Below are 20,561 nucleotides of genomic sequence, written 5' to 3'. Positions count from 1 at the left end.
CCGGAGGTCATTCCCACTGGGGTCACGGACCGGCGGTAGCTAGCGCAGCAGCACCACTTCTTCGGCGGAGGTGGGATGGATGGCCACGGTGTCCTCGAGATCGCGGCGGGTGATGCCCTTGCGGATCGCCACCGCGAAGCCCTGCAGGATCTCGTCGGCGCCCTCGCCCAGCAGGTGCAGGCCCACCACGCGCTCGTCCTCACCCACGCAGACCAGCTTGAACAGACTGCGCTGGGGCGAGTCGGCCAGGGCGTGCAGCATCGGCCGGAAACGGGTGCGGAAGACCTTGACCGCATCGCCGAACTGCGCGCGCGCTTCCTGCTCGCTCAGGCCGACCCGGCCCAGCGGCGGATGCGAGAAGACCACGGTGGCGATGTCGCGGAAGTCGAGTTTCGAATCCGGCTTGCCACCGTACAGGCGATCCATCAGGCGCCGCGCCGCGGCGATGGCCACCGGCGTCAACGCGGGCGCATCGGTTACATCGCCGACGGCATGGATATGCGGCACGGAGGTGGTTTGCCACGCATCGACCTGGACGAAGCCAGCGTCGTCCAGCTTCACCCCGGCGATCTCCACGCCCAGGCTGGCGGTGCTGGGCACGCGGCCAGTGGCGAAGATCAGGCTCTCGAACGGTTCGCTACGCTCGCCGGCCTGGCTGATCAGGGCGACATGTCCATCACCCGCGGGCTGTACTTCGGCCAGGTGGTAGCCGAAGTGTGCATGGATGCCGTGCTGGCGCGTGTTCTCCAGCAGGTCATCGGCGAGCTCGTGATCAAAGTCCGCCAGCAGACGCTGGCCGCGCACGAACAGTTCCACCTGGCTGCCCAGGGCCTGCAGCACGCCGGCCAGTTCCACGGCGACGTAGCCGGCGCCGACCATCGCCACCTTCTTCGGCGCGCTGCACAGGTTGAAGAAATCATCCGACACCAGCCCCAGCTCGGCGCCCGGCAGCGCCGGTCGCCGCGGGCGCCCGCCGGTGGCGATCAGCACCTGCTCGCCACGCAGACGGGCGCCGTCGGAATTCTCCACGGTGTGCGCGTCAACGAACTGGCCGCGGCATGGCATCCAGACAATCCCGCTCTCGTCCAGGCGCTTGCGATAACTGGCGTGGATCCCCGCGATGTAGCGCTGGCGGTGGACGATGAACTCCTTCCACTCGAACGCCGGCGGTGTTTCCGGCACGTCAAAGCCCAGTTGGCCGGCCATGGCGATGCGTTGCGACAACTCCGCCGCCAGCCACATCGCCTTCTTCGGCACGCAACCGACATTGACGCAGGTGCCGCCCAGTTCGCCGGGTTCCAGCACGGCCACGCGCGCGCCGTGCGCGGCCGCGCGGAACGCGCCGGCCAGGCCGCCGGAACCGCCGCCAATCACGATCAGGTCAAAATCAGTGCGCGCATTCATGCGAATCGCTCCGGTCGGTAAGGCGTGGGATCGATCGCCGGCGTCCGGCCGGTGATGTGATCGGACATCAGCTGGCCCGTCGCCGCGCTCATGCTAATACCGAGCATGCCGTGGCCGGCGGCCAACCAGACGTGCGGCTGGCCGGGCGCCGGGCCCAACAGCGGCATGTCGTCGTAAGTCATCGGTCGCCAGCCGCACCAGCGCTCCTCCACCACCGCACCCACCGGTTCGCGCAGGAACTGGCGGGCGCCGCGCTCGAGGGCCGCCAGGCGGATTTCGTTCAACTGCTCGTCGTAACCGGAAAACTCCATCGTGCTGCCCAGGCGGAAGCCGCTGTCCCAGCCGGTGACGCAGACGGAGACGTCTTTCAGCACCAGCGGGCGACGCGGCATCAGCGACGGTCGCGAGTAGGTGATCGAGTAACCCTTGCCCGGCTGGATGGGCGCGCGCAGACCCAGGGTGCGGGCGAACGCCGGTGTCCAGGCGCCCAAGGCAATCACCACCTCGCGAGCGCGCCAGGCGCCGCGTTCGGTCTGGACACTTACGCCTTGCGCATCGGCCTGCACGCCGGTGGCGCGGCAATCGGTTTCGAAACGGCCGCCGCGTGCCGCCACCACGCGCGCCAGTTCGGCGACGTAGCGATCCGGACGCAGGCGCGCGTCATCGGGAAAGCGGATGGCGCCGGCGACGCCTTCGCGCATGGCCGGCTCCTGGCGCTCATAGTCGCTGCCGCCGATGATCTCGCTGGCGAAGCCGAACTCGGCCAACGTCGCGCATTCGCGTACGTAGCGATCCAGCAGGCGTGGATCGCGGAACACATAATCCAGTCCTTCCTCGTGGAACTCGCAGTCCAGCTGATAGCGCGCGATCCATTCGACCAGGCGCTGGCGCGAATCCTCCAGCAAGGCGGCGCGCGCCTGCGCGCTGACGCGCCAGTCGCGCGGATTGCAGCGTCGCGAGAATCGCCACAGCCAATGCCACAACGCCGGGTCCACGCGCGGCTTCAAGTACAGCGGCGCGTCGGGTCGCAGCATCCAGCGCAAGGCCTGAGCCACCACACCGGGTGCGGCCAGCGGTGGCGCGTGGCTGGGCGTGATGGTGCCGCAGTTGCCGTGCGAAGCGCCGTGGCCGATCGCGCCGGCATCGATGAGGCGTACGCCTCGGCCGGCGTCGAGCAGGGCCAGCGCGGTGGCCAGGCCGATCGCGCCGGCGCCCAGGATGATGATGTCGTCGGAGGTCTGGCTCACCTGCGCAGTGTAGCCGCAGGCACGCATGCATCCCTGCAACGCTGCATGTGGCTCAGTGGCTTGCCGCCAGCGCGCGCATGGGTTGCGGGCGCAGGTAGGTCACCGTTCGCCACAACCATTCGGCCGGGCCGAAGCGGAATCGCGCCAGCCACCAGCGGCTCAGCAGCACCTGCACGGCGAACACCGCCAGCACGAACGGCACCTGCCAGGCGCGCGACAACTGTTCGAAGTAGCCCAGGCCGTAGCCGTAGAAGATCAGCGTGCAGACGATCGATTGCAGCAGGTAGTTGGTGAGCGCCATGCGTCCGGCCGGCGCCAGCCAGTGCAGCGGTCTGGCCCAGGTGGGCGATTGCAGCGCGCGCACGATCCAGGCCAGGTAGCCCATCGCCATCAACAGGCTGCCCAGCAGGCTGGCGCAGAAGGCGAACACCGTGCCCATGTCCATCCGATCGAATTCCATCGTGGGATGGATAACGAACGACGCCAACATGCTGGCCAGTCCGATCGGCAGGGCCAGCCAGCGCAGGCAGGCGTAAAGCCGCGGAAAGCGCTCGGGATGGGCGATGGCGCCGCTGCGCACGAACCACGCGCCGAACAGATACATCGCAAAAATCAGCGGCCCCATCATCATGATGTTGCTGAGCATGAAGCCGGTGTCCTGCGCGCGTTGCGCCACCGCCTGCAGGTAGGTGCCACTGCCGTACGCCGCGCGCTGGCCCTGCTCCATCGCCGCCATCTGGCTGGCCATCGTGGCCATCTGCGCGTTCCATTCCTGCGCGCCCTGCGGGCTGAGGCTGGCCAGTTCGCCCAGCACGCCAAACAAGGTCACGAAGCCCATCGGCAGCAGGTAGGCGCCAATCGCCAGCCACGGCAGCCACTTGCTGGAAACGCCGCGGAAGGCCAACAGCACGAAGGCCAGCAAGGCGTAGGTCAGCAGGATATCGCCGGACCAGATCAGCAGGGTGTGGATCAGGCCGATCACCAGCAGGCCCAGCGTGCGCCGCAGATAGATGCCGGCAAATGGCTGCTGGCGCGCTTCGGCGCGTTGCGACATCACCGCAAAGCCCATGCCGAACAGCAGCGAGAACAAGGTGTAAAACTTGCCCTGCACGAAGATGTAAATCAGCGCGTCGGCGATCCGGTCTGCGCCGGTCAGTTGCGGATTCAGGCCGGTCAGCGCCGGAATCATCGGCCCGACGAAGGCTTCGATGTTCATCAGCAGGATGCCGAGCAGGGCGAATCCGCGCAGCACATCCATGCTCTCGATGCGTTCGCGTGCGGCCACCGGTTGCAGTCGGGTGCTGTCGAGTGTCTCGGCCATCATGTCCCTCTCCCTGGCGTTGTCCCGCGCCGATTAGACCAAGTCGATTAGAGCACGCCGATTAAAACACGCCGGCCATGGCGACGGCGGCGGCAGACCAGGCGCCGCCGGGCAAAGAAAAACCCGCCGTAGGGCGGGTTTCGCTTCGACTGACGCGGCGCGGGAGGCGCGGCTCAGTGGTGATGGCCACCATCGCCGTGCACGTGGCCGTGCTCCAGCTCTTCGGCCGAGGCTTCACGCACTTCCACGATTTCCACGTCGAAGTGCAGATCCTTGCCGGCCATTGGATGGTTGAGGTCGACGTCGACCACGCTCATGCCCACCTTCTGGATGGTGACCGCGCGCGGGCCGAAGTTGGTGTTCAACACCACCTGCTGGCCCGGCACCAGCTTCTGGGTGCCGAAGTGCTTCTTGGGCACGCGCTGGCTCAGGCCGTCGCGGCGTTCGCCGTAGGCGTCGGCAGCGGTCACGTCCACGCTGAAGTTCTCGCCGGCTTCGCGATCCTGCATCGCGTTTTCCAGGCCCGGGATGATGTTGCCGTGGCCGATCAGGATGGCCAGCGGCTCACGGTCCTTGGAGCTTTCCAGCGGCTCCTGGCCGGCTTCGGATACGGTGTAGTGGAAACAGACGACGCTGTCTTTTGCGATTTTCATGCGGGACTCTGCAAAGGGGCTGCCGACGGGCAGGCGTGAATGGCTTGTCGGCCAAAGGGATTGCAGCGAAGATGCGCCGCAATGAAGACCGCGCATTATCCCGGCTTGGACCGGCCACCGCCACCCGCGGGGGCGCGTGTGCTGCGTGTTGGCGTGCTCGTCCTGGCCATGGCCGGCCTGCTGGCGGCCTGCGGCGGCGGCAAGGACGTCACCCGTCGCCCGCCCCCACCCAGCCAGCGCGCCTGGCCGCAGGTGCAACCGGCCGATCCGGTCGCGGCCAACTCGGTCCTGATGCGGGCGCTGGGCCTGGTCGGCACGCCCTACCGGTATGGCGGCAACACGCCCGAGTCCGGCTTCGACTGCAGCGGCCTGGTCACCTACGTATTCCGTGACGTGCTGGATCTGCGGCTGCCGCGCACCTCACGCGAGCTGGCGGCGGTGCAGGGTCCGCGCATCGCCCCCGAGCGCCTGGCGGCGGGCGATCTGGTGTTCTTCGGCAGCAGCGGCAACGTCAGCCACGTCGGGATTTACGTGGGCGAAGGCCGGTTTGTGCACGCCCCCAGCACCGGCGGCACCGTCCGCCTGGATCACCTGGACGGCAGCTATTGGCGCGACCATTACAGTGGTGCGAAACGTGTACTGAATGGTTCACTAAGTCACATTGTGACCCCCGTTCGACGGAACTAACGGGAAATTAACGATTTCCGAACAAAATGATGGGCGAGTGAAGGCAGTATTGACGCCCTCTTCGCAAGATTTCCGCGCCCACGTGACGACCGACGACCTGCCAACAGGCCAGCCAGCCGCCATACACCGCTCCAAGCGGGGTGCGCTTTCCTTCCTTTCCGTGTTGTGTCTGGCCGGCCTGGCCAGTCCAGTGTGGGCGCAGACCGCCGAATTGCCGGCCGCTTCCCCGGATGTGGTCGCCCCGCTCGCGGTGGCGGCCGACAGCAGTAACAACGCCAGGGACGCGGCGAAACCGGCCACCGCCGGCATCCGCGAAAAGGCGGCCGAAGCCGCCACCGCCACCCTCGCCGCCCTGCTGCCGCGTCTGGCCGCCACCGATACCCTGCCCCTGCTCGACCGCTCCACCATGGTGGCCGGCGATCTGAGCCGCCTGTTGTCCAGCTACAGCCAGGCCCGCGAGGGCACGGTGGTGATGGAAGGCGAAGGCGGCAAGATCCAGGCGGTGCTCAAGCGAGCGCTGACCCTGATGGGTACCCCGTATCGCTGGGGCGGCACCTCCCCGGATAGCGGTTTTGATTGCAGCGGCCTGGTCGGCTACGTGTTCCGCACCGCTCTGGGCATCGAACTGCCGCGCGTCTCGCGCGACATGGCCTCGCAGGCCGATGGTCAACTGATTGCCAAGCGCGAAGACCTCAAGCAAGGCGACCTGGTGTTCTTCGGCCGCAAGGGCCGCATCAACCATGTCGGCATCTACGTTGGCGAAGGCCGCTTCCTGCATTCGCCCAGCACCGGCAACGACGTGCGTGTGGACAGCCTGACCAGCGGCTACTGGGCGCCCCGTTTCATGCAGGCGCGCCGCATCGCGATGTAAGCAGGACCGCGACGGAACAAATCAAAAGCCGCCGGCAACACCGGCGGCTTTTTTGTTGGCGAGCGGGCTCCGGCTACTTCTTCAGGAACTCGGGATCCTGGTAGTGCGCCACGGTCTGTTCGATGCCTTTGCTCAACTCCATCACCTTCACCGCGTACTCGGACAGCTGGCAATCCTCGACCGTTTCCGGCTTCCACGCGGGCACGGCGGTCGGTTTGCCTTCCACCCCATCCAGCGCCACGAACACAATCACGCAATGGGTGCACAAGCGCGACTCACCGCCCATGGGATCGCGCGCACGCACATCCACCGCGAAATGCATGCTGCTGGTGCCGGTGTAGACCAGCTTGGATTGCACCGTCACCAGATCGCTGGTGCGGATGGGCGCGACGAAGCGGATGCCGCCCACCGCCACAGTCACGCTGTAGTGGCCACTCCAGCCCACCGCCGCCGCGTAGCCCACCTGGTCAATCCACTTCATCACGATGCCGCCGTGCACCTTGCCGCCGTAGTTGACGTCGGTGGGTTCGGCGAGGAACCGGAAGGTCAATTCGCGCTGCACGCCGCTCATGGCGATCTCCGAGGGGATGGGCGCAGGCAATCTACCGCAAGGCAGGCCCGACCGTGGTGATGAGCGACGCCGGCCCCACAACGCGCGCCGTGCCGGTGGAGTGTGAGCCAACACAGTCTGCCCGTCGTTGCGGCTGGATCTTCCTATCCAAGTGCAATAGTCCGGCGCTGCATTCCAGGCCTGACGCAGCATGCCCGACCTGCCCCGAACCGCTTTCGCCCTGCTCGTCGCCGCATCGCTCGGTCGCCCGCATTTCGCCGATGCGGGCGAACCCATCGACCTGAGCCGGCTGCCGGCCAATCCCATCGCCACGCTGGTCAGCCTGCCGCTGCAATACAACCATGATGTGGGCATCGGCCGGGACGGCCGCGGCAGCCGCGACACGCTCAATGTGCAGCCGGTCTTTCCCATCGGCCTGGGCGGCGACTGGAACCTGATCTCGCGCAGTGTCGTGCCGGTGATCCATCACCGCACGGCCAGCGGTAGCACCATTCGGGGCGTCGGTGACGCCACCCAGAGTTTCTTCCTGTCACCGGCTGCACCGACTCGCGCGGGTTGGACCTGGGGCGTTGGCCCGGTGTTGCGCCTGCCCACCGCTTCCGATGATCGCCTGGGCTTTGGCCAATGGGGCGCCGGACCCACCGCCGTGGCGCTGAAGAAAACCGGCAATGGCTGGATCGTCGGCGCCCTGGCCAACCATGTCTGGTCGATCAGCGGCGACAGCCATCGCCCGCCGATCAGCATGAGCTTCGTGCAACCGTTCGTATCGCGAGGCTTCGCAGGTGGTCGCTCGCTGTCCGCCAACATCGAATCCACTTACGACTGGAGACGCCAACATTGGCTGGTGCCCGTCAACGTACTGGTCGGGCAGATGATTCCGTTGCACGACAAGCGCGTGAACCTGCAGGCCGGCGTGCGCTACCACGCCGCATCACGCGCCCTCGGCCCCGACTGGGGTGTTCGCGTGATGGTCACCCTGCTCTTCGACGAGAGCTGATTAGAAGCAAACGAGAGCTCCGCTTTTGACTGCCCCCTGAGTCAGGGGGCGAGCGCCTCCGGGCGCGAGGGGTTTGGCAGCACGTAGCGGGGCCCAAGGTTTGCGTAAGCAAACTTTGGGTTTTTTTGGGCGGAGCCCAAAAAAAAGCCGGCGGGGGTCGCCGGCTTCCAATGACGACGGGGAATCGTTGCTGCTTACTTGCTCTGCACCTGGAACTCGCCGTAGGTCTTGAGCTGCTCGGCAATCGCCTTGCTGTCACCCACCACCACGATCGACTGATCCTTCGGGTGGAAATACTGCTTGGCCACCGCCTGCACCTTGGCCGCATCCAGCGCACGCAGACGCGGCACGAACTGGCCCAGGAATTCCGACGGCAGGCCCACCAGCCAGTTCTTGGCCAGGCTGGCCGCCACCGCGCCCTGCAGCTGGTTGCTGATCACGTAGTCGCCGGCGATGTAGCGCTTGGTGTCTTCCAGTTCCTTGGCCGGCACCGGCTCGTTGCCCAGGCGGGTGTATTCGTGGAAGAACTCCTTCAGCGAGGCGCCGGTGACTTCGTTGCGCACGTCGGCCTGGCCAATCGCTTCGCCACCGGCGCGCGCGCCCACGTAGCGCACGCCGGCGCCGTAGGTATAGCCCTTGTCTTCGCGCAGGTTGAGGTTGACGCGGCTGCTGAAGCCGCCGCCCAGCAGGATGCGCGCCAATTGCAGCGGCACGTAATCCGCATCGGTAGCGGCGATGGCCGGCCGGCCGATGCGCAGCGTCGACTGCACGCTGCCGTCGCGCTGCAGCAGCACGAACTTGGGCGTGGCCTGGCGTGGCGCGGCCGGCGTGTCGGTGGATTCGGCGCTGGCGACCTTCCAGTCACCAAACGCCTTTTCCGCCATCGCGAAACCCTGCGCCGGCGTGACCTTGCCGGTGATCACCAGCAGCGTGCGATCCGGATGAAAGCGGCGTGCGTGTTCACTGCGCAGGCTGGCCGGGGCAAGCGCGGCAATGCCGCCCGCGCTCAATTGCGTGCGCGCATACGGGTGATCGCCATAGATCGCCGACAGCACCGCGCGATTGGCGCGGAACGAAGGCTGCGCCTCGTTGGCCTTGAGCTGTTGCTCGGCGTTGGCCTGGGCCAGCTTGACCTCGTTTTCCGGGAAGGCCGGCGAACGCGCCACTTCGGCGAGCAGACCGAGCATGCCATCGGCATGGCTGGCCAGGGCGTCGGCGTACACGCTGATGCCGTCGGGGCTGGCGCCGGCGCTGATGCTGCCGCCAAAGCCCTGCGCGGTTTCGGCCACCGCGCGCGAGTCGCGTTTGGCCGTGCCTTCGGTCAGCAGGCCGGCCAGCAGGTTGGCGTAACCGGACGCGTCCGCGCGATCCGCCGCCAGGCCGGCATTGCGAACCGCCAACACGTAGTCCACGCGCGGAATGCCCGAACGCGGCACCACCCACACTTCCAGGCCGTTGGCCAGGGTCTTCTTTTCGATCTGCGGCACCGGCAGCGGCTTGTCCGGGGCATACGCCGGCAGATCCTTCGGCAGCACCGGTTCGGCAGCCTGCGCGGTGGCAGCCAGCAGTGCGGAAACCGCGAAGGCGATCAGGCTCTTGTGGATCGTCATGGCAATCTCCTTATTTCTTGGCCGCGGCCGGCGCGATCATCGCGGCGGGCTTGCGATCGATGACAGTGCGGTTGGCCGGCGTCAGGTAGGTCGCGGCGACGCGCTTCAGGTCGTCCGAGGTGACGCCCTGGATCCAGCCGGGGATCTGGTTGGCCACGGCCGCATCGCCCCACAGGGTCTGCAGCTTGGCGAGTGCATCGGCGCGATCCTGGAAGGCTTCGAGATTGTTGTACCAGCTGGCCAGCAGTTGGGTCTTGACCCGCGACAGCGTCGCCTCGTCGGCGCCTTCGCGGGCGACACGGGCGATTTCCTCATCCATGCCCTTGAGCACGGCATCGGCGTCGGTGCTCGGCTTGTACATGGCGAACACGGTGAACAAGGTGGGACCGTCGTATTCCCACTCACTGGTCAGGCCGTACAGCGATTCCATGTTGAGCACCAGTTCGCGGCCCTTGACCAGGCCCTGGTAGAAGCGCGAGGCATCGCCATTGCCCAGCAGCGCACCCAGCACCGCCATCGGCGCCTGATCCTTGCTGCCGCGATCCGGCATCTTCCAGGCGGCGGCAATCGCCGGCACCTGCGCCAGCGCGTCGCTCTGCTGCACGCGCTTTTCCTGCGTGTTCAAGCCTTCCTTGAAATCCGGCGCGGCCGGCGTGGCGCGCGCGGGAATGGCGCCGAAGTATTTCTGCGCCAGTTCAAAGCCCTGCGCCGGGGTGATGTCACCGGCGATCGAGAGCACCGCATTGTTGGGGCCGTAATAGTCGCGATGGAAATCGGCCACGTCCTTCAGGCTGGCGTTTTCCAGATCCTCGAAACTGCCGTAGCCATCGTGGTTGTTTTCCCACTTGTGGAACGCCTGCTGGCCGATGTCGAGCCAGAAGAAGCCGCCGTAGGGCTGGTTCTTGACGTTGACGCGGATTTCTTCCTTCACCACGTCCTGCTGGTTCTTCAGGTTTTCCGGGTTGAAGTCCAGCGTCTTCATGCGATCGGCTTCCAGCCACAGGATCGCGTCGAGCGATGACACCGGCGCGGTCTCGATGTAGTTGGTGAAGTCCGGACGGGTCGAGCCGTTGTTGTTGCCGCCGCCACCGGTGATCACGCTGTCGAACACGCCCTTCTTCGCATTCGGCGTGCCCTGGAACATCAGGTGCTCGAACAAATGCGCAAAGCCGGTGCGGTTGCGCGGCTCCAGCCGCATGCCGACGTGATAGACCACGCTCACGCCGATGACCGGCGCGCTGTGATCTTCGGAGATGACCACGGTCAGGCCGTTGTCGAGTTTCTTGACGGCAACCGGTACGGTCCAATGATCGGTGGTGGCGGCGAGCGTCGGTGCCGCCAGCGTCAGGCCGGCCAGCAGCCAGAAGGCAGTGCGTAGGCGCATAGGGTGAACCCCAAGGGTAAGTCCACCCAGCCTAGACCCAGCGACCCGGGGCGCGCTTGGTCCGGAAGTCATGCGCCGGTCCGGCGCGTGGTCGGAAGTCATGGCATTTGGTCATGAGCCGGCGGGCGCCGGCTCACACCGCCTCTCGGCCGCTCGCCTTTGGCGGCTTACCTGCGCAGCGTGTACTGCATGCCGATGGACGCCGGGCCCACGTCTTTGAAACCGTAGCGGGCATACAGATGGCGGGCGTCGCCATCGGCAATCAGCGAGATGTGCGCGCCATCCGGGGCGTGGGCTTTGAGCCAGGCATCCAGCGCGTCCATGATCGCCCGGCCCAGGCCGCGCTTCTGGTGCGCCGGCTGCACCGCGATATCGACGATGACGAAGGAGCAGCCGCCGTCGCCGATGATCCGACCCATGCCGATGGCCTGGCCGTCATGCATGAGCGTCACGCCGAACAAGGAATTGGGCAGCCCGGCTTCGGCGGCGGCGCGGGTGCGTGGCGACAGACCAGACTCAACCCGCAGGCGCAGCACGTCGTCGATGTCCGGCACGCGTGCCTGCAGGGTGTAGCCCTCAGGCAGGGTCATTGCCTTCCTCAAGTCCCAGGTTGCTGGGCGGGGATTCGTAGACGCGGCGATCGAGCAGGCCGGTTTCCTTGGCCACCAGCACCGGCACCACCATCTGCCCGGTCACGTTGGTCATCGTGCGCATCATGTCCAGCACGCGATCGATGGCGTACAGATAGCCGATGGTTTCCAGCGGCAGGCCGGCGGCGCTCAGCACCACCGTGGCCATCACCACCGCCGTGCCCGGCACGCCGGCGGTGCCGAAGCTGCCCAACACTGAAGCAATGAGCACGATCAGATACTGATCGGCGCTGAGCGGGTGCCCGGTGTACTGCGAAATGAACACCGCACACAGGGCCGGATAGATCGCGCCGCAGCCATCCATCTTGATGCTGGCGCCCAGCGGCACCGCGAACGAGGCATAGCTTTTGTCCACGCCCAGGTTGTGGGTGATCGCGCGCAGCGAGGCCGGCATCGAGGCGAAGCTGGACGAGCTGACGAAGGCGACCTGCATCGCCGCCGCCGCGCCACGGAAGAACTTGAGCGGATTCAAGCCGTGGCTGGCCAGCAACAGGCTGTACACCACCACGATATGCAGCGCGCACGCCACGTAGAGCGCGCCGACGAAGTTGGCCAGCGGCAGCAACTTGCTGAAGCCGTACGCGCCCACCAGCGAGGCAATCAAACCGAAGGTGCCGATCGGGGTGATCTCCAGCACGAAGCGGGTCACCTGGATCATGATCTCGCTGGCCTCGCCGGCCAGCTTGCGCGCGCCGGCTACCTTCTCGCCCAGCTTGACCATCGCAAAGCCCAGCAGTGCCGCGAAGAAGATCACCGGCAGGATCGAACCCTTGCCCGCGGCCAGCACGGTTTCACCGGCAGCATTTTTGGTGGTGCCGATGCCGGTCAGCGCCTGGAACGGATTGGACGGCACCACGTCCAGCAGCACCTTGATGGGGCTCGGAATATCTTTCGGCACATAATTGGCATCCACCTGCAGCGTGGTCACGCCCACGCCGGGCTGCATCACAACGCCTACGGCCAGGCCCACCGCCACGGCCAGTGCGGCGGTGATGACGAACCACATGAACGTGCGTCCGCCCAGCGCAGCCACCGACTTCTGCCCGTGCAGACTCGATACCGCATTGATCACCGCGAAGAACACCAGCGGCACCGCGATCATCTTGATCAGGGTGACGTAGAGCGTGCCCAGCGGTGCGAACCAGGTATCAGCGGCCGGACCCAGCAGCCAACCGGCCAATGCGCCGAGCGCGAAACCGCCCAGCACCCGTTGCCAGAACGGAATCTTGAACCATGCCGACACCAGCTTCATCAACCACGCCACCCTGTAGAAATGCAGGCCGACACGATAGCCCAGTCGGGTGATGAGCACGACGGCAGCGCTGGAAAGCCGGCGTGTCATGAACAGGACACTGTCGGTTGCCATAATGGCGAGTCATTTCTGGAGTTGCTGATGCGCCCTGCTTTTGTCGTGCCCGCCCTGGGCCTGAGCCTGAGCCTGCTCACCGCCTGTGCTTCCGTCCCGTCCACCAGCGCCGTGGCGTCCTCCGCCGCCGGCAAGGCCCGTGTTGCCGCCATCGATGTGCCGGTGGTGCAGCATCCGGACGGCGAGTCCCCGGCCTGGTGGTATCGCAATGGTGCTGCCCGCGCCGCCGCCAATGGCGCCATGCAGGGCCGCGCGAAGAACGTGATCCTGTTCCTGGGCGATGGCATGAGCCTGACCACGGTCGCTGCCGCGCGCATCCTGGACGGGCAGCGCAAGGGACAATCGGGCGAAGAGAACCAGTTGAGCTGGGAACGCTTTCCGCAGACCGCGTTGAGCAAGACCTACAACACCGATTCGCAGACGCCGGACTCGGCCGGCACCATGACCGCCATCACCACCGGCATCAAGACTCACATGGGCGCCATTGGCGTCACGGCCGGCCAGCGCAATGACTGCGCCGACAGCCTGGGCAAGGCCGCGCTGACCTGGCTGGAACTGGCCGACAGCGCCGGCATGGCCACCGGTGTGGTGACCACCGCGCGGCTGACCCACGCCACCCCGGCAGCGACCTATGCCCACGTGCCGAACCGCGACTGGGAGAACAACGCCGATCTGCCTGCCAATGCCGTGGCCGAAGGCTGCCAGGACATCGCGGCGCAGCTGCTGACCTCTTCGCGCTTCGGTCGCGGCCCCACCGTTGCCCTGGGCGGCGGTCGCCGCGAATTCACCAGCGCCCAGCAACGCGATCCCGAATACGACGACAAGGTCGGCCAGCGCCTGGATGAGCGCGATCTCACCGCCGAATGGCGGCAGGCCCATCCGCAGGGCGCCTACGTGTGGAATCGCACGCAGTTGCTCGCCGCCGCCGAGGCACCACAGGTGCTCGGCCTGTTCGAACCCGATCACATGCAGTTCGAGCATGATCGCCGTCGTGACCCGTCCGGCGAACCCTCGCTGGCCGAGATGACCCGCGCCGCCATCCACACCCTCTCGCGCAAGCCCGAAGGCTATGTGTTGATGATCGAAGGCGCGCGCATTGATCACGCCAACCACTACGGCAATGCCTTCCGTGCGCTGGATGAAACCATCGCCCTGTCGCAGGCGGTGCAGGCAGCGGTGGACGCGACCTCGCGCGAAGACACGCTGATCCTGGTCACCGCCGACCATTCGCATTCGCTGAACTTCGTCGGCTATCCGGTGCGCGGCAATCCCATCCTCGGCAAAGTGCGCGGTCAGGGCAGCGAGGACGACATGCCCGGCGATCTCGCCCGCGATCAACTGGGTCTGCCCTTCACCACGCTCAGCTACGCCAACGGCCCCGGCTATCCCGGCGCCAGCAATCGCCAGCCGGCAGGGCCGAAGAAATTCCTGCATGCGCCCAGCAGTGTCGAAGCGCATGACGGTCGCCCGGACTTGAACGCGGTGGATACCGAAGATCCCGACTACCTGCAGGAAGCCATGGTGCCGCTGAAATCCGAATCGCACGGCGGCGAAGACGTCGGCATCTGGGCCATCGGCCCGGGCAGCGATGCCGTGCGCGGCACGGTCGAGCAGAACACCATCTACCACTTCATCGTGCAGGCCACGCCCCGGTTGCGCGAGCGCCTGTGCGCCGCGCAGACCTGCAATGCCGATGGTGTGCCGGTGGAACTGCCCAAGCCAGCGGATTTTGAGCGCGCCCGCTGAAGCGCCTGTTGTCCTTGCCCAGCGCATTCACGCCGCAGCCGGCGTGGATGCGCTCCAACGTCAGAAGGCCACCGAAAAGCGCGCATTGAGCGCGTGGTCCCAACCATTCCAGCCATGGGCACCGTTGTAGCCAAATTCCAGCAGGCTGTTACGGCTCAGCCGCGCGCCCAGATGCAGGTCGAACAGGGTTGCGTGCGGACCGATGCTCGTACCGCGCACGGCAAAGAGTTCGCCACCCTGCCAGCGCGCGCTGGTCAGTGGCGTCAGGTCGCCCGTCGCGTGTCGATACGCCAGCGTGCCACCGAAGCTCAGCCAGTCTTCGCCGCCAGCCGCCGCCAGTGACGTTGCCAGGTCGAGCCCGACAGTGCTGTAATCCACCACGCTGCGTTGCGCGGCGACCTGCAGCGCCGAGCTGCCCCCCGACTCCGCGAACGCGCCGTGTCGGACTCGCACCTGCGACCACTGCAAGAAGGGCTGCAGCTGTGCGCGGGATCCGAGGTCGAACCGATACCCGCCTTCTAAATACGCCTGTTGGCCCGTTTGGCGGACCTGCGCGTGCGGAGTCTGCAGCTCGCTGCCCAGACTGCTGCGGCGCTCCGCATCCACGTGATGCTGCGAAACCGATACACCCGCTCTCAGCGCAAAGGCATCCCAGCGTTTGCCTGCGTAGAGCCCCAGATTGCGGCTGTCGAAGGTGGAACGCGCGCTGCGCTCGCTGATGTTCTGCTCACCGCGTCCCATCGCGCCGTTCACGCCCACCATCCATCTTCCACCCAAGTACCGGTCATAGCCGATGCTCAACAGACTGGCCTGCGAACGGACGGCGGCCGCATTGCCATCGGCGGCGAATCGGCTGGCCGCCTGATTCATCTCCACCCAGGAACCGTTGCGCTTGTCCGCATCGCGTTGCAGGGCGAATGCGCTCTGCTGCATGCGCAGGCGCTGCGCGCTGCTTTCGTTGAGGTGCTGGCCCTGCATGAGCAGGGATGCCTGCAGACTGGCGTAGGACTCGCCGTTGATCTGGTCCAGCGAAGACACCACTTGCATCGGCGTCAGGCGGGTCAAGGTTCGCGCCAGGTCACTGCTCTCAGGCAACTGGTCCGCCGCCGTGGCGGTGGCGAGCTGGTTGTCGCTACTCGCCACGCTGGCCAGGGCCAGGCCACGCTGCACGCTCAGGTCCACCGCCTTGGCCGAGTAGCTCAACCCCATTTTCAGGAAGGGTGAACCCGTCGCGCCCTGCACGCCTGCAAACTGCCCTTGCACGTCGCCCGCATCCAGGATCCGATAGTGATCGCCCAGCGTCGCCTCGACCGGCGTGGCCTGCACCTCTCCGCCTTGCAGGCGGGCCTGTCCGGCGACCACCAGCCGATCAGAGTTCTGCTCGCCCAGGTCCACCTGATAGGTGGAGCCGGCTAGTTGTTCGTAGTCGCCCTGCACATGCAAAGTGCCAATGCCGTTGTCACCCGGCGCGATGGTGCCCGCCACTTGCGCCTGCGCCAAGCGGCCCGTGCCGCTCAACAGGGCCTGAGCGCCTACGTGGGTCCGACCACCCCGGATCTCGCCCTGCACCTGCGCCCTGCCTTCGCGAAGCGTCAAGTCGGTATTGATCAACTTGCCATCCAGCAGCAGGACGCCGCCTTCCACGGTCACCGCCGCATCAAGCGTGTTGGCGCCGGTCAACTCCAGTACGCCCTGCTTGAGCACTATGCCGGCAAACGTGTTGTCGCCGCTCAACCGCAACCAGCCTTCACCACGCTTGGTCAACTGGCCATTGCCAGCAATGTCATTGCGCCAGTCGTCCCACGCCTCGCCTTGCCATACTTTCGCGCCCCCCGCAGGGCGTGAGAGAGCGACGTCCGTATCCACGCGCAGCAAGCCGGGGCCGTCGATGGCCTTCTTCAAATCCATCAACCCCCAACCAAACACCTCGTCAACGCCGGGCGCGCCCAAATCCCTGGCCGTGGTCAGGAGTACATCGCGCACCTGCGCGCTGGTCATGTAGGGAAAACGCTCCATCAACAGTGCCAAACCGCCAGTCACGTGGGGTGCCGCCATGGAGGTGCCGGTCTTGACGCCGTAGCTGCTGGTTTGTTCGGCCTCATCCACCTGCAAGCCCAACACTGCACCATGGTCGTCGCGTACTACTTCGCCGCTGATCTGGCCGGCGGGTATCGCTGAATAAATATCGGTGCCGGGGGCGGAAATGCACCAGTCCTTGCTGAGGCCGCAAATACTTGAACCGGCGCTACGGGTCAGATCCTGAGACAGATTGACCACGCTGAGCCAATAGGGCTCCGCTTCGGGCAGATAACGCGGCAACGTGGCCCAGTAACTCGCCAGAGTGCCGGATTGGTTGCCGGCGGCGAACACCTGGATCAGGTCATTGTCGATGGCGGCAGCGCCGTAAATGGCTGTCGCCTCCTGGACAAAAGCATTCTCGCCGAAGGCGTCCAGTTCTGCTTCCGTCTTGAAGTCGCGGCCGGGACCCCAGGAGTTGTTGATGGCCCTGACCTCGCGCTCGGCCATTTGGTCGTAAAGGCTGCGCAATGCCGACAGCCCCGGCGCGCGCGCGTAACGGACCGCGCCGGGCCAATTCATTGCCGCCTGGAAATTTCGATAGGTATCGCTGAGGAAGTTGGCCGAAACCATGTCCGCCGCGAACGCGACGCCATGCATCCCCGAGCCGTCACGCGCGGCGCCAATCGTCCCCGCCACATGCGTGCCGTGCTCGGCGTAGCGGAAGCCGGGCAGGCTCTCGTAGTACTTCAGCTTTTCCGGTGTGATCTTCCCCTGCTCGGCCAATCGGCGCAGGTGATCAATCTGATTCTGGTCGTAATTGTCGGTAAACGCGTAACTGACCGTGCCATCGGCGTAGAAGCATGCACCGGGGCCGGCAATGTGCGCACGCGATGGGCAGCCGGGATCGGCGAAGGTAATCGTGTCCAATCTGTTGGCGAACTCACTGTGCCAATGGGCCACGCCGTCATCGTGAACCGCGGTCTTGATGCCCTTGCCACTCAATCCCCGTGCGTACGCGTGGTCGGCGCCGATGGCGGCCAGACCCCAGTCCTTGTTGAATTCATCCGTGTGCCAGCTTTCGGGATTTCCCGACTGCCCGGGATCCTCGTACTGGCTTTGCGCCGCCGCCAGTGCGGGCACGCACATCAACGCAGCCAAGACGGCCTGCGAAAGGCAATTACGGAATGGAGCGAATGCCAAGCGGCAGGAAGGAATCAGTGCGGTCTTGCAGGTCAACATGGGGGGACTGAACTATCGGGGCGCGCACGCTAAGTTCCGCGCATCGACCCGATCAAGTCCGCAATGTGATCCGACCGTTGAAACGATTTCAGCCTATTTTGCTCTGCTTCCACGAAAGCAGGCCCGGCTGCGCTTGTTTTTCGCATGAATCGAAGTTGATTGATCATCAACTAACTGACCGCAAGCGGTCCAGGCGCCTGCGCGCTCGCCTGCATCTGCGCAGACGCGGCGACTGAATCGATGACCGCCCCCCCCTGCAGGTCAGAAAGGCTTGGCCAACACCAGCCAGACAATCGCGATCAACACCAGCACCGGCCCCTCATTGAACAGCCGCAGGGTGAACGAAGAAGGCAACGGCTTGCCCTTCTCCACGCCCTTCAACCAACGCCCTGACAGGATGAAGTGCACCAGCACCAACGCCACCAGGGTCAGCTTGGCGTGCAGCCAACCGCCCCACAGGTGATACGAAAAGACCAGCCAGCCACCAAAGAGCACCGCCAGGCCAAACATGTTGTGGCCAAAGCGATAAAGCTTCCGCCCCATCAGGATCAAACGCGCCTGCACATCGGTCTGGCCGGTGGTTTCAGCCAGGTTGACCAGGATGCGCGGCAGATAGAACACCGTCGCCATCCAGGCGATGACGAAGACGATATGCAGGGTCTTGATCCAGGGATACAGGCTGGCCTTGTCCACGTGGCGGGCTCCGATGATCGTAAAGCGCGGATTCTCCCGCATCGTCGCGATCACCGCCAGCAACGCCGGCCTTCCCGCGCAGGCGATCCGCGTGAACAATAGGCGCCCTTGCCCTCGCGCCCGCCGCCATGAGCCCGCCCGAAAAAATCTACGACGCCGGCTACTTCCGTCGCTGGTATCGCGAAGGCGATATCGGTGGGCCGCAGCGACTCGCGCGCAAGGTGGCCTTGACCGTTGCCACCGCCGAATACCACCTGGAACGCCCCATTCGCAGCGTGCTCGACATCGGCTGCGGCGAAGGCGCCTGGCGTGCGCCGCTGCTCAAGTTGCGTCCACGCTTGCAGTATCTGGGCTTCGACAGCAGCGAATACGCCGTGCGCCGGTTTGGTCGCCTACGCAATCTGCACTTCGCCCAGTTCGGCGACTTTGAATATCTGCGGCCGTGCGCACCAGTGGATCTGCTGATCTGTTCGGACGTGCTGCATTACGTGCCCACGCGCGAGCTCAAGCGCGGCCTGGTCGGCCTGGCCGAGCTGTGCGGCGGCGTGGCCTTCCTGGAAACCTTCGCCCGCGAGGACGAGTACGAAGGCGACCACGAAGGCTTCCAGCCGCGCAAAGCCAACTGGTACCGGGAGCAGTTCCAGCAGCAGGGATTGCGCGGATTGGGTTCGCATTGCTGGCTGGCGCCAGCGCTGGTGGCCGATGCGGCGGCGCTGGAGTTAGCCGCGGGCTAGCTGAACAGGCGAATTCCGGGCTCACCCGGCATGCGGTATGCTGCGCCGCAGCAGATGGCCGCTCTGGCCCCGGATCCTGACCGTATGACCCTTCTGTATCAATGGCATGAGCTGGGCCGCGCCTGGATGGCGCCGCTGGCGTACATGGCCGAAGCCAATGCCCGCATCTTTTCCGCGCAGGGCAGCTGGCTGTCCAACCTGCCCGGCGCCGAGCGCATCGCCGCCAGCAACGAGCTGATCTATCGCATTGGCAAGGACTACGAAAAGCCGGCCTGGGACATCCACGAAGTGGAAGTCAACGGACTGACGGTGCCGGTGGTGGAACAGGAAATCATCAAGAAGCCGTTCTGCCGCCTGCTGCGTTTCAAGCGCTATACGGACGACGCCGACAACATCGTCGCGCTCAAGGATGATCCGGTCGTGCTGGTGGTGGCGCCGCTGTCCGGCCACCACGCCACCCTGCTGCGCGATACCGTGCGCACGCTGCTGCGCGACCACAAGGTCTACGTGACCGACTGGGTCGATGCGCGGATGGTGCCGCAGGAAGCGGGCGCCTTCAGCCTGGATGACTACATCGGCTATGTGGAGGAGTTCATCCGCCATATCGGCGCCAAGAATCTCAACGTGATCAGCGTGTGCCAGCCCACCGTGCCGGTGCTGGCCGCGGTCTCGCTGATGGCCGGCCGCGGCGAAGACACGCCGCGCTCATTGGTGATGATGGGCGGGCCGATCGATGCGCGTCGCAGCCCCACCGAAGTCAACGGCCTGGCCACGCGCAATCCGCTGTCGTGGTTCGAGAACAACGTCATCCACTCCGTGCCCTCGCCGTATCCGGGCCACGGCCGTGCGGTGTATCCCGGCTTCCTGCAGCACGCCGGCTTCATCGCGATGAACCCCAGCCGCCACTTCATGTCGCACTGGGATTTCTACGCCAACCTGGTCAAGGGCGATCTGCAGGATGCGGATTCGCATCGTCGCTTCTACGACGAGTACAACGCCGTGCTCGACATGCCGGCCGAGTACTACCTCGACACGATCCGCGTGGTCTTCCAGGAATTCCTGCTGCCGCGCGGCAAGTGGAAGGTCAACGGCGAGCTGGTGAATCCGGCGGCGATCACCGACACCGCCCTGCTCACCATCGAAGGCGAACTGGACGACATCTCCGGTTTGGGCCAGACCGCTGCCGCGCATGACCTGTGCACCGGCATCGCCCCGGATCACCAGCAGCACATCACCGTGGAAGGCGCCGGCCATTACGGCATCTTCAGCGGCCGTCGCTGGCGCGACAAGGTGTATCCGCAGGTGCGGGATTTCATCGCCAAGGCGGCGGGCTGATTCAACGCCGGCCAGCGCAGACAAGAAAAGCCCC

Annotated in this window: 17 protein-coding genes; 6 read left to right on the top strand and 11 right to left on the bottom strand. The window is 65.8% G+C overall.

The features are described 5' to 3' along the window. Window positions 1–39 precede the first annotated feature (39 nt). The 4 genes from gorA to B5X78_RS14330 all read right to left on the bottom strand — a co-directional run bounded on the left by gorA (window position 40) and on the right by B5X78_RS14330 (window position 4,625). Entirely contained in the window at window positions 40–1,404 is a 1,365-nt protein-coding gene (gene gorA / locus B5X78_RS14345) for a glutathione-disulfide reductase (protein WP_079725185.1), read from the bottom strand. Continuing rightward, a complete protein-coding gene (locus B5X78_RS14340; RefSeq protein ID WP_079725184.1) occupies window positions 1,401–2,678 on the bottom strand; it encodes an NAD(P)/FAD-dependent oxidoreductase in 1,278 nt (425 codons plus the stop codon). Before B5X78_RS14340 ends, gorA begins: the two co-directional genes overlap by 4 nt. A 25-nt stretch (window positions 2,679–2,703) precedes the next feature. Next, window positions 2,704–3,972: a DUF418 domain-containing protein gene (locus B5X78_RS14335; RefSeq protein WP_079726208.1), complete on the bottom strand. Its 1,269-nt coding sequence runs from the start codon at window positions 3,970–3,972 to the stop codon at window positions 2,704–2,706. A gap of 173 nt (window positions 3,973–4,145) precedes the next feature. After that, window positions 4,146–4,625 carry an FKBP-type peptidyl-prolyl cis-trans isomerase gene (locus B5X78_RS14330; RefSeq protein WP_079725183.1) on the bottom strand — a complete coding sequence of 160 codons (480 nt, stop codon included), beginning with the start codon at window positions 4,623–4,625 and terminating at the stop codon, window positions 4,146–4,148. 168 nt (window positions 4,626–4,793) lie between these two features. On the opposite strand from B5X78_RS14330, the gene B5X78_RS14325 reads away from it, so the two are divergent. Then, window positions 4,794–5,312, top strand: a complete 519-nt coding sequence (locus B5X78_RS14325) for a C40 family peptidase (RefSeq protein WP_229730780.1) — start codon at window positions 4,794–4,796, stop codon at window positions 5,310–5,312. A gap of 82 nt (window positions 5,313–5,394) precedes the next feature. Continuing rightward, window positions 5,395–6,183 carry a C40 family peptidase gene (locus B5X78_RS14320; protein ID WP_079726207.1) on the top strand — a complete coding sequence of 263 codons (789 nt, stop codon included), beginning with the start codon at window positions 5,395–5,397 and terminating at the stop codon, window positions 6,181–6,183. Between the two features lie 73 nt (window positions 6,184–6,256). On the opposite strand, the gene B5X78_RS14315 is transcribed toward B5X78_RS14320, so the two are convergent. Continuing rightward, window positions 6,257–6,754 carry an acyl-CoA thioesterase gene (locus B5X78_RS14315; RefSeq protein ID WP_079725181.1) on the bottom strand — a complete coding sequence of 166 codons (498 nt, stop codon included), beginning with the start codon at window positions 6,752–6,754 and terminating at the stop codon, window positions 6,257–6,259. Between the two features lie 190 nt (window positions 6,755–6,944). Here B5X78_RS14315 and B5X78_RS14310 point away from each other — a divergent pair, with 190 nt between their 5' ends. Then, window positions 6,945–7,751: a hypothetical protein gene (locus B5X78_RS14310; protein ID WP_079725180.1), complete on the top strand. Its 807-nt coding sequence runs from the start codon at window positions 6,945–6,947 to the stop codon at window positions 7,749–7,751. 194 nt (window positions 7,752–7,945) lie between these two features. Here the strand turns inward: B5X78_RS14310 and B5X78_RS14305 are convergent, their stop codons facing one another. The 4 genes from B5X78_RS14305 to B5X78_RS14290 form a co-directional block, all read right to left on the bottom strand. Further along, window positions 7,946–9,361, bottom strand: coding sequence for a M16 family metallopeptidase (locus tag B5X78_RS14305; protein WP_079725179.1), 1,416 nt, complete (start codon window positions 9,359–9,361; stop codon window positions 7,946–7,948). Window positions 9,362–9,371: 10 nt separating this feature from the next. Then, window positions 9,372–10,745 (bottom strand): M16 family metallopeptidase, encoded by a 1,374-nt coding sequence (locus B5X78_RS14300; protein WP_079725178.1) that lies wholly within the window; start codon window positions 10,743–10,745, stop codon window positions 9,372–9,374. Between the two features lie 167 nt (window positions 10,746–10,912). Next, the gene (locus B5X78_RS14295) at window positions 10,913–11,335 is read right to left on the bottom strand and encodes a GNAT family N-acetyltransferase (protein WP_079725177.1); all 423 of its coding nucleotides are present in this window, start codon (window positions 11,333–11,335) and stop codon (window positions 10,913–10,915) included. Then, window positions 11,322–12,647, bottom strand: coding sequence for a dicarboxylate/amino acid:cation symporter (locus B5X78_RS14290; RefSeq protein WP_079726206.1), 1,326 nt, complete (start codon window positions 12,645–12,647; stop codon window positions 11,322–11,324). Before B5X78_RS14290 ends, B5X78_RS14295 begins: the two co-directional genes overlap by 14 nt. Before the next feature lie 141 nt (window positions 12,648–12,788). Here B5X78_RS14290 and B5X78_RS14285 point away from each other — a divergent pair, with 141 nt between their 5' ends. After that, window positions 12,789–14,507, top strand: coding sequence for an alkaline phosphatase family protein (locus B5X78_RS14285; protein WP_079725176.1), 1,719 nt, complete (start codon window positions 12,789–12,791; stop codon window positions 14,505–14,507). 60 nt (window positions 14,508–14,567) lie between these two features. On the opposite strand, the gene B5X78_RS14280 is transcribed toward B5X78_RS14285, so the two are convergent. Next, window positions 14,568–17,672 carry a S8 family serine peptidase gene (locus B5X78_RS14280; protein WP_176140876.1) on the bottom strand — a complete coding sequence of 1,035 codons (3,105 nt, stop codon included), beginning with the start codon at window positions 17,670–17,672 and terminating at the stop codon, window positions 14,568–14,570. A 354-nt stretch (window positions 17,673–18,026) separates the two neighbouring features. After that, window positions 18,027–18,500, bottom strand: coding sequence for a CopD family protein (locus tag B5X78_RS14275; protein WP_079726205.1), 474 nt, complete (start codon window positions 18,498–18,500; stop codon window positions 18,027–18,029). An 86-nt stretch (window positions 18,501–18,586) separates the two neighbouring features. Here B5X78_RS14275 and B5X78_RS14270 point away from each other — a divergent pair, with 86 nt between their 5' ends. Continuing rightward, window positions 18,587–19,192, top strand: a complete 606-nt coding sequence (locus B5X78_RS14270) for a class I SAM-dependent DNA methyltransferase (protein ID WP_079725174.1) — start codon at window positions 18,587–18,589, stop codon at window positions 19,190–19,192. A gap of 84 nt (window positions 19,193–19,276) precedes the next feature. Then, window positions 19,277–20,527, top strand: coding sequence for a polyhydroxyalkanoate depolymerase (locus B5X78_RS14265; RefSeq protein WP_079726204.1), 1,251 nt, complete (start codon window positions 19,277–19,279; stop codon window positions 20,525–20,527). Window positions 20,528–20,561: the final 34 nt, after the last annotated feature.

It is taken from the genome of Pseudoxanthomonas indica (genome assembly GCF_900167565.1).
Classification (GTDB): domain Bacteria; phylum Pseudomonadota; class Gammaproteobacteria; order Xanthomonadales; family Xanthomonadaceae; genus Pseudoxanthomonas_A; species Pseudoxanthomonas_A indica.
The sequence above is the reverse complement of the archived record's forward strand: the minus strand, read 5'-3'. Positions and strand labels throughout refer to the sequence as shown.

Excerpts from the sequence above, each read along its gene's own strand:
- B5X78_RS14295 (WP_079725177.1), bottom strand. The coding sequence starts at position 11,335 with ATGACCCTGCCTGAGGGCTACACCCTGCAGGCACGCGTGCCGGACATC.
- B5X78_RS14340 (WP_079725184.1), bottom strand. The coding sequence starts at position 2,678 with ATGCGTGCCTGCGGCTACACTGCGCAGGTGAGCCAGACCTCCGACGAC.
- B5X78_RS14325 (WP_229730780.1), top strand. The coding sequence starts at position 4,794 with ATGGCCGGCCTGCTGGCGGCCTGCGGCGGCGGCAAGGACGTCACCCGT.
- B5X78_RS14330 (WP_079725183.1), bottom strand. The coding sequence starts at position 4,625 with ATGAAAATCGCAAAAGACAGCGTCGTCTGTTTCCACTACACCGTATCC.
- B5X78_RS14290 (WP_079726206.1), bottom strand. The coding sequence starts at position 12,647 with ATGAAGCTGGTGTCGGCATGGTTCAAGATTCCGTTCTGGCAACGGGTG.
- B5X78_RS14310 (WP_079725180.1), top strand. The coding sequence starts at position 6,945 with ATGCCCGACCTGCCCCGAACCGCTTTCGCCCTGCTCGTCGCCGCATCG.
- B5X78_RS14300 (WP_079725178.1), bottom strand. The coding sequence starts at position 10,745 with ATGCGCCTACGCACTGCCTTCTGGCTGCTGGCCGGCCTGACGCTGGCG.
- B5X78_RS14315 (WP_079725181.1), bottom strand. The coding sequence starts at position 6,754 with ATGAGCGGCGTGCAGCGCGAATTGACCTTCCGGTTCCTCGCCGAACCC.
- B5X78_RS14285 (WP_079725176.1), top strand. The coding sequence starts at position 12,789 with ATGCGCCCTGCTTTTGTCGTGCCCGCCCTGGGCCTGAGCCTGAGCCTG.
- B5X78_RS14335 (WP_079726208.1), bottom strand. The coding sequence starts at position 3,972 with ATGGCCGAGACACTCGACAGCACCCGACTGCAACCGGTGGCCGCACGC.
- B5X78_RS14305 (WP_079725179.1), bottom strand. The coding sequence starts at position 9,361 with ATGACGATCCACAAGAGCCTGATCGCCTTCGCGGTTTCCGCACTGCTG.
- B5X78_RS14270 (WP_079725174.1), top strand. The coding sequence starts at position 18,587 with ATGAGCCCGCCCGAAAAAATCTACGACGCCGGCTACTTCCGTCGCTGG.
- B5X78_RS14280 (WP_176140876.1), bottom strand. The coding sequence starts at position 17,672 with ATGTGCGTGCCCGCACTGGCGGCGGCGCAAAGCCAGTACGAGGATCCC.
- B5X78_RS14275 (WP_079726205.1), bottom strand. The coding sequence starts at position 18,500 with ATGCGGGAGAATCCGCGCTTTACGATCATCGGAGCCCGCCACGTGGAC.
- B5X78_RS14265 (WP_079726204.1), top strand. The coding sequence starts at position 19,277 with ATGACCCTTCTGTATCAATGGCATGAGCTGGGCCGCGCCTGGATGGCG.
- gorA (WP_079725185.1), bottom strand. The coding sequence starts at position 1,404 with ATGAATGCGCGCACTGATTTTGACCTGATCGTGATTGGCGGCGGTTCC.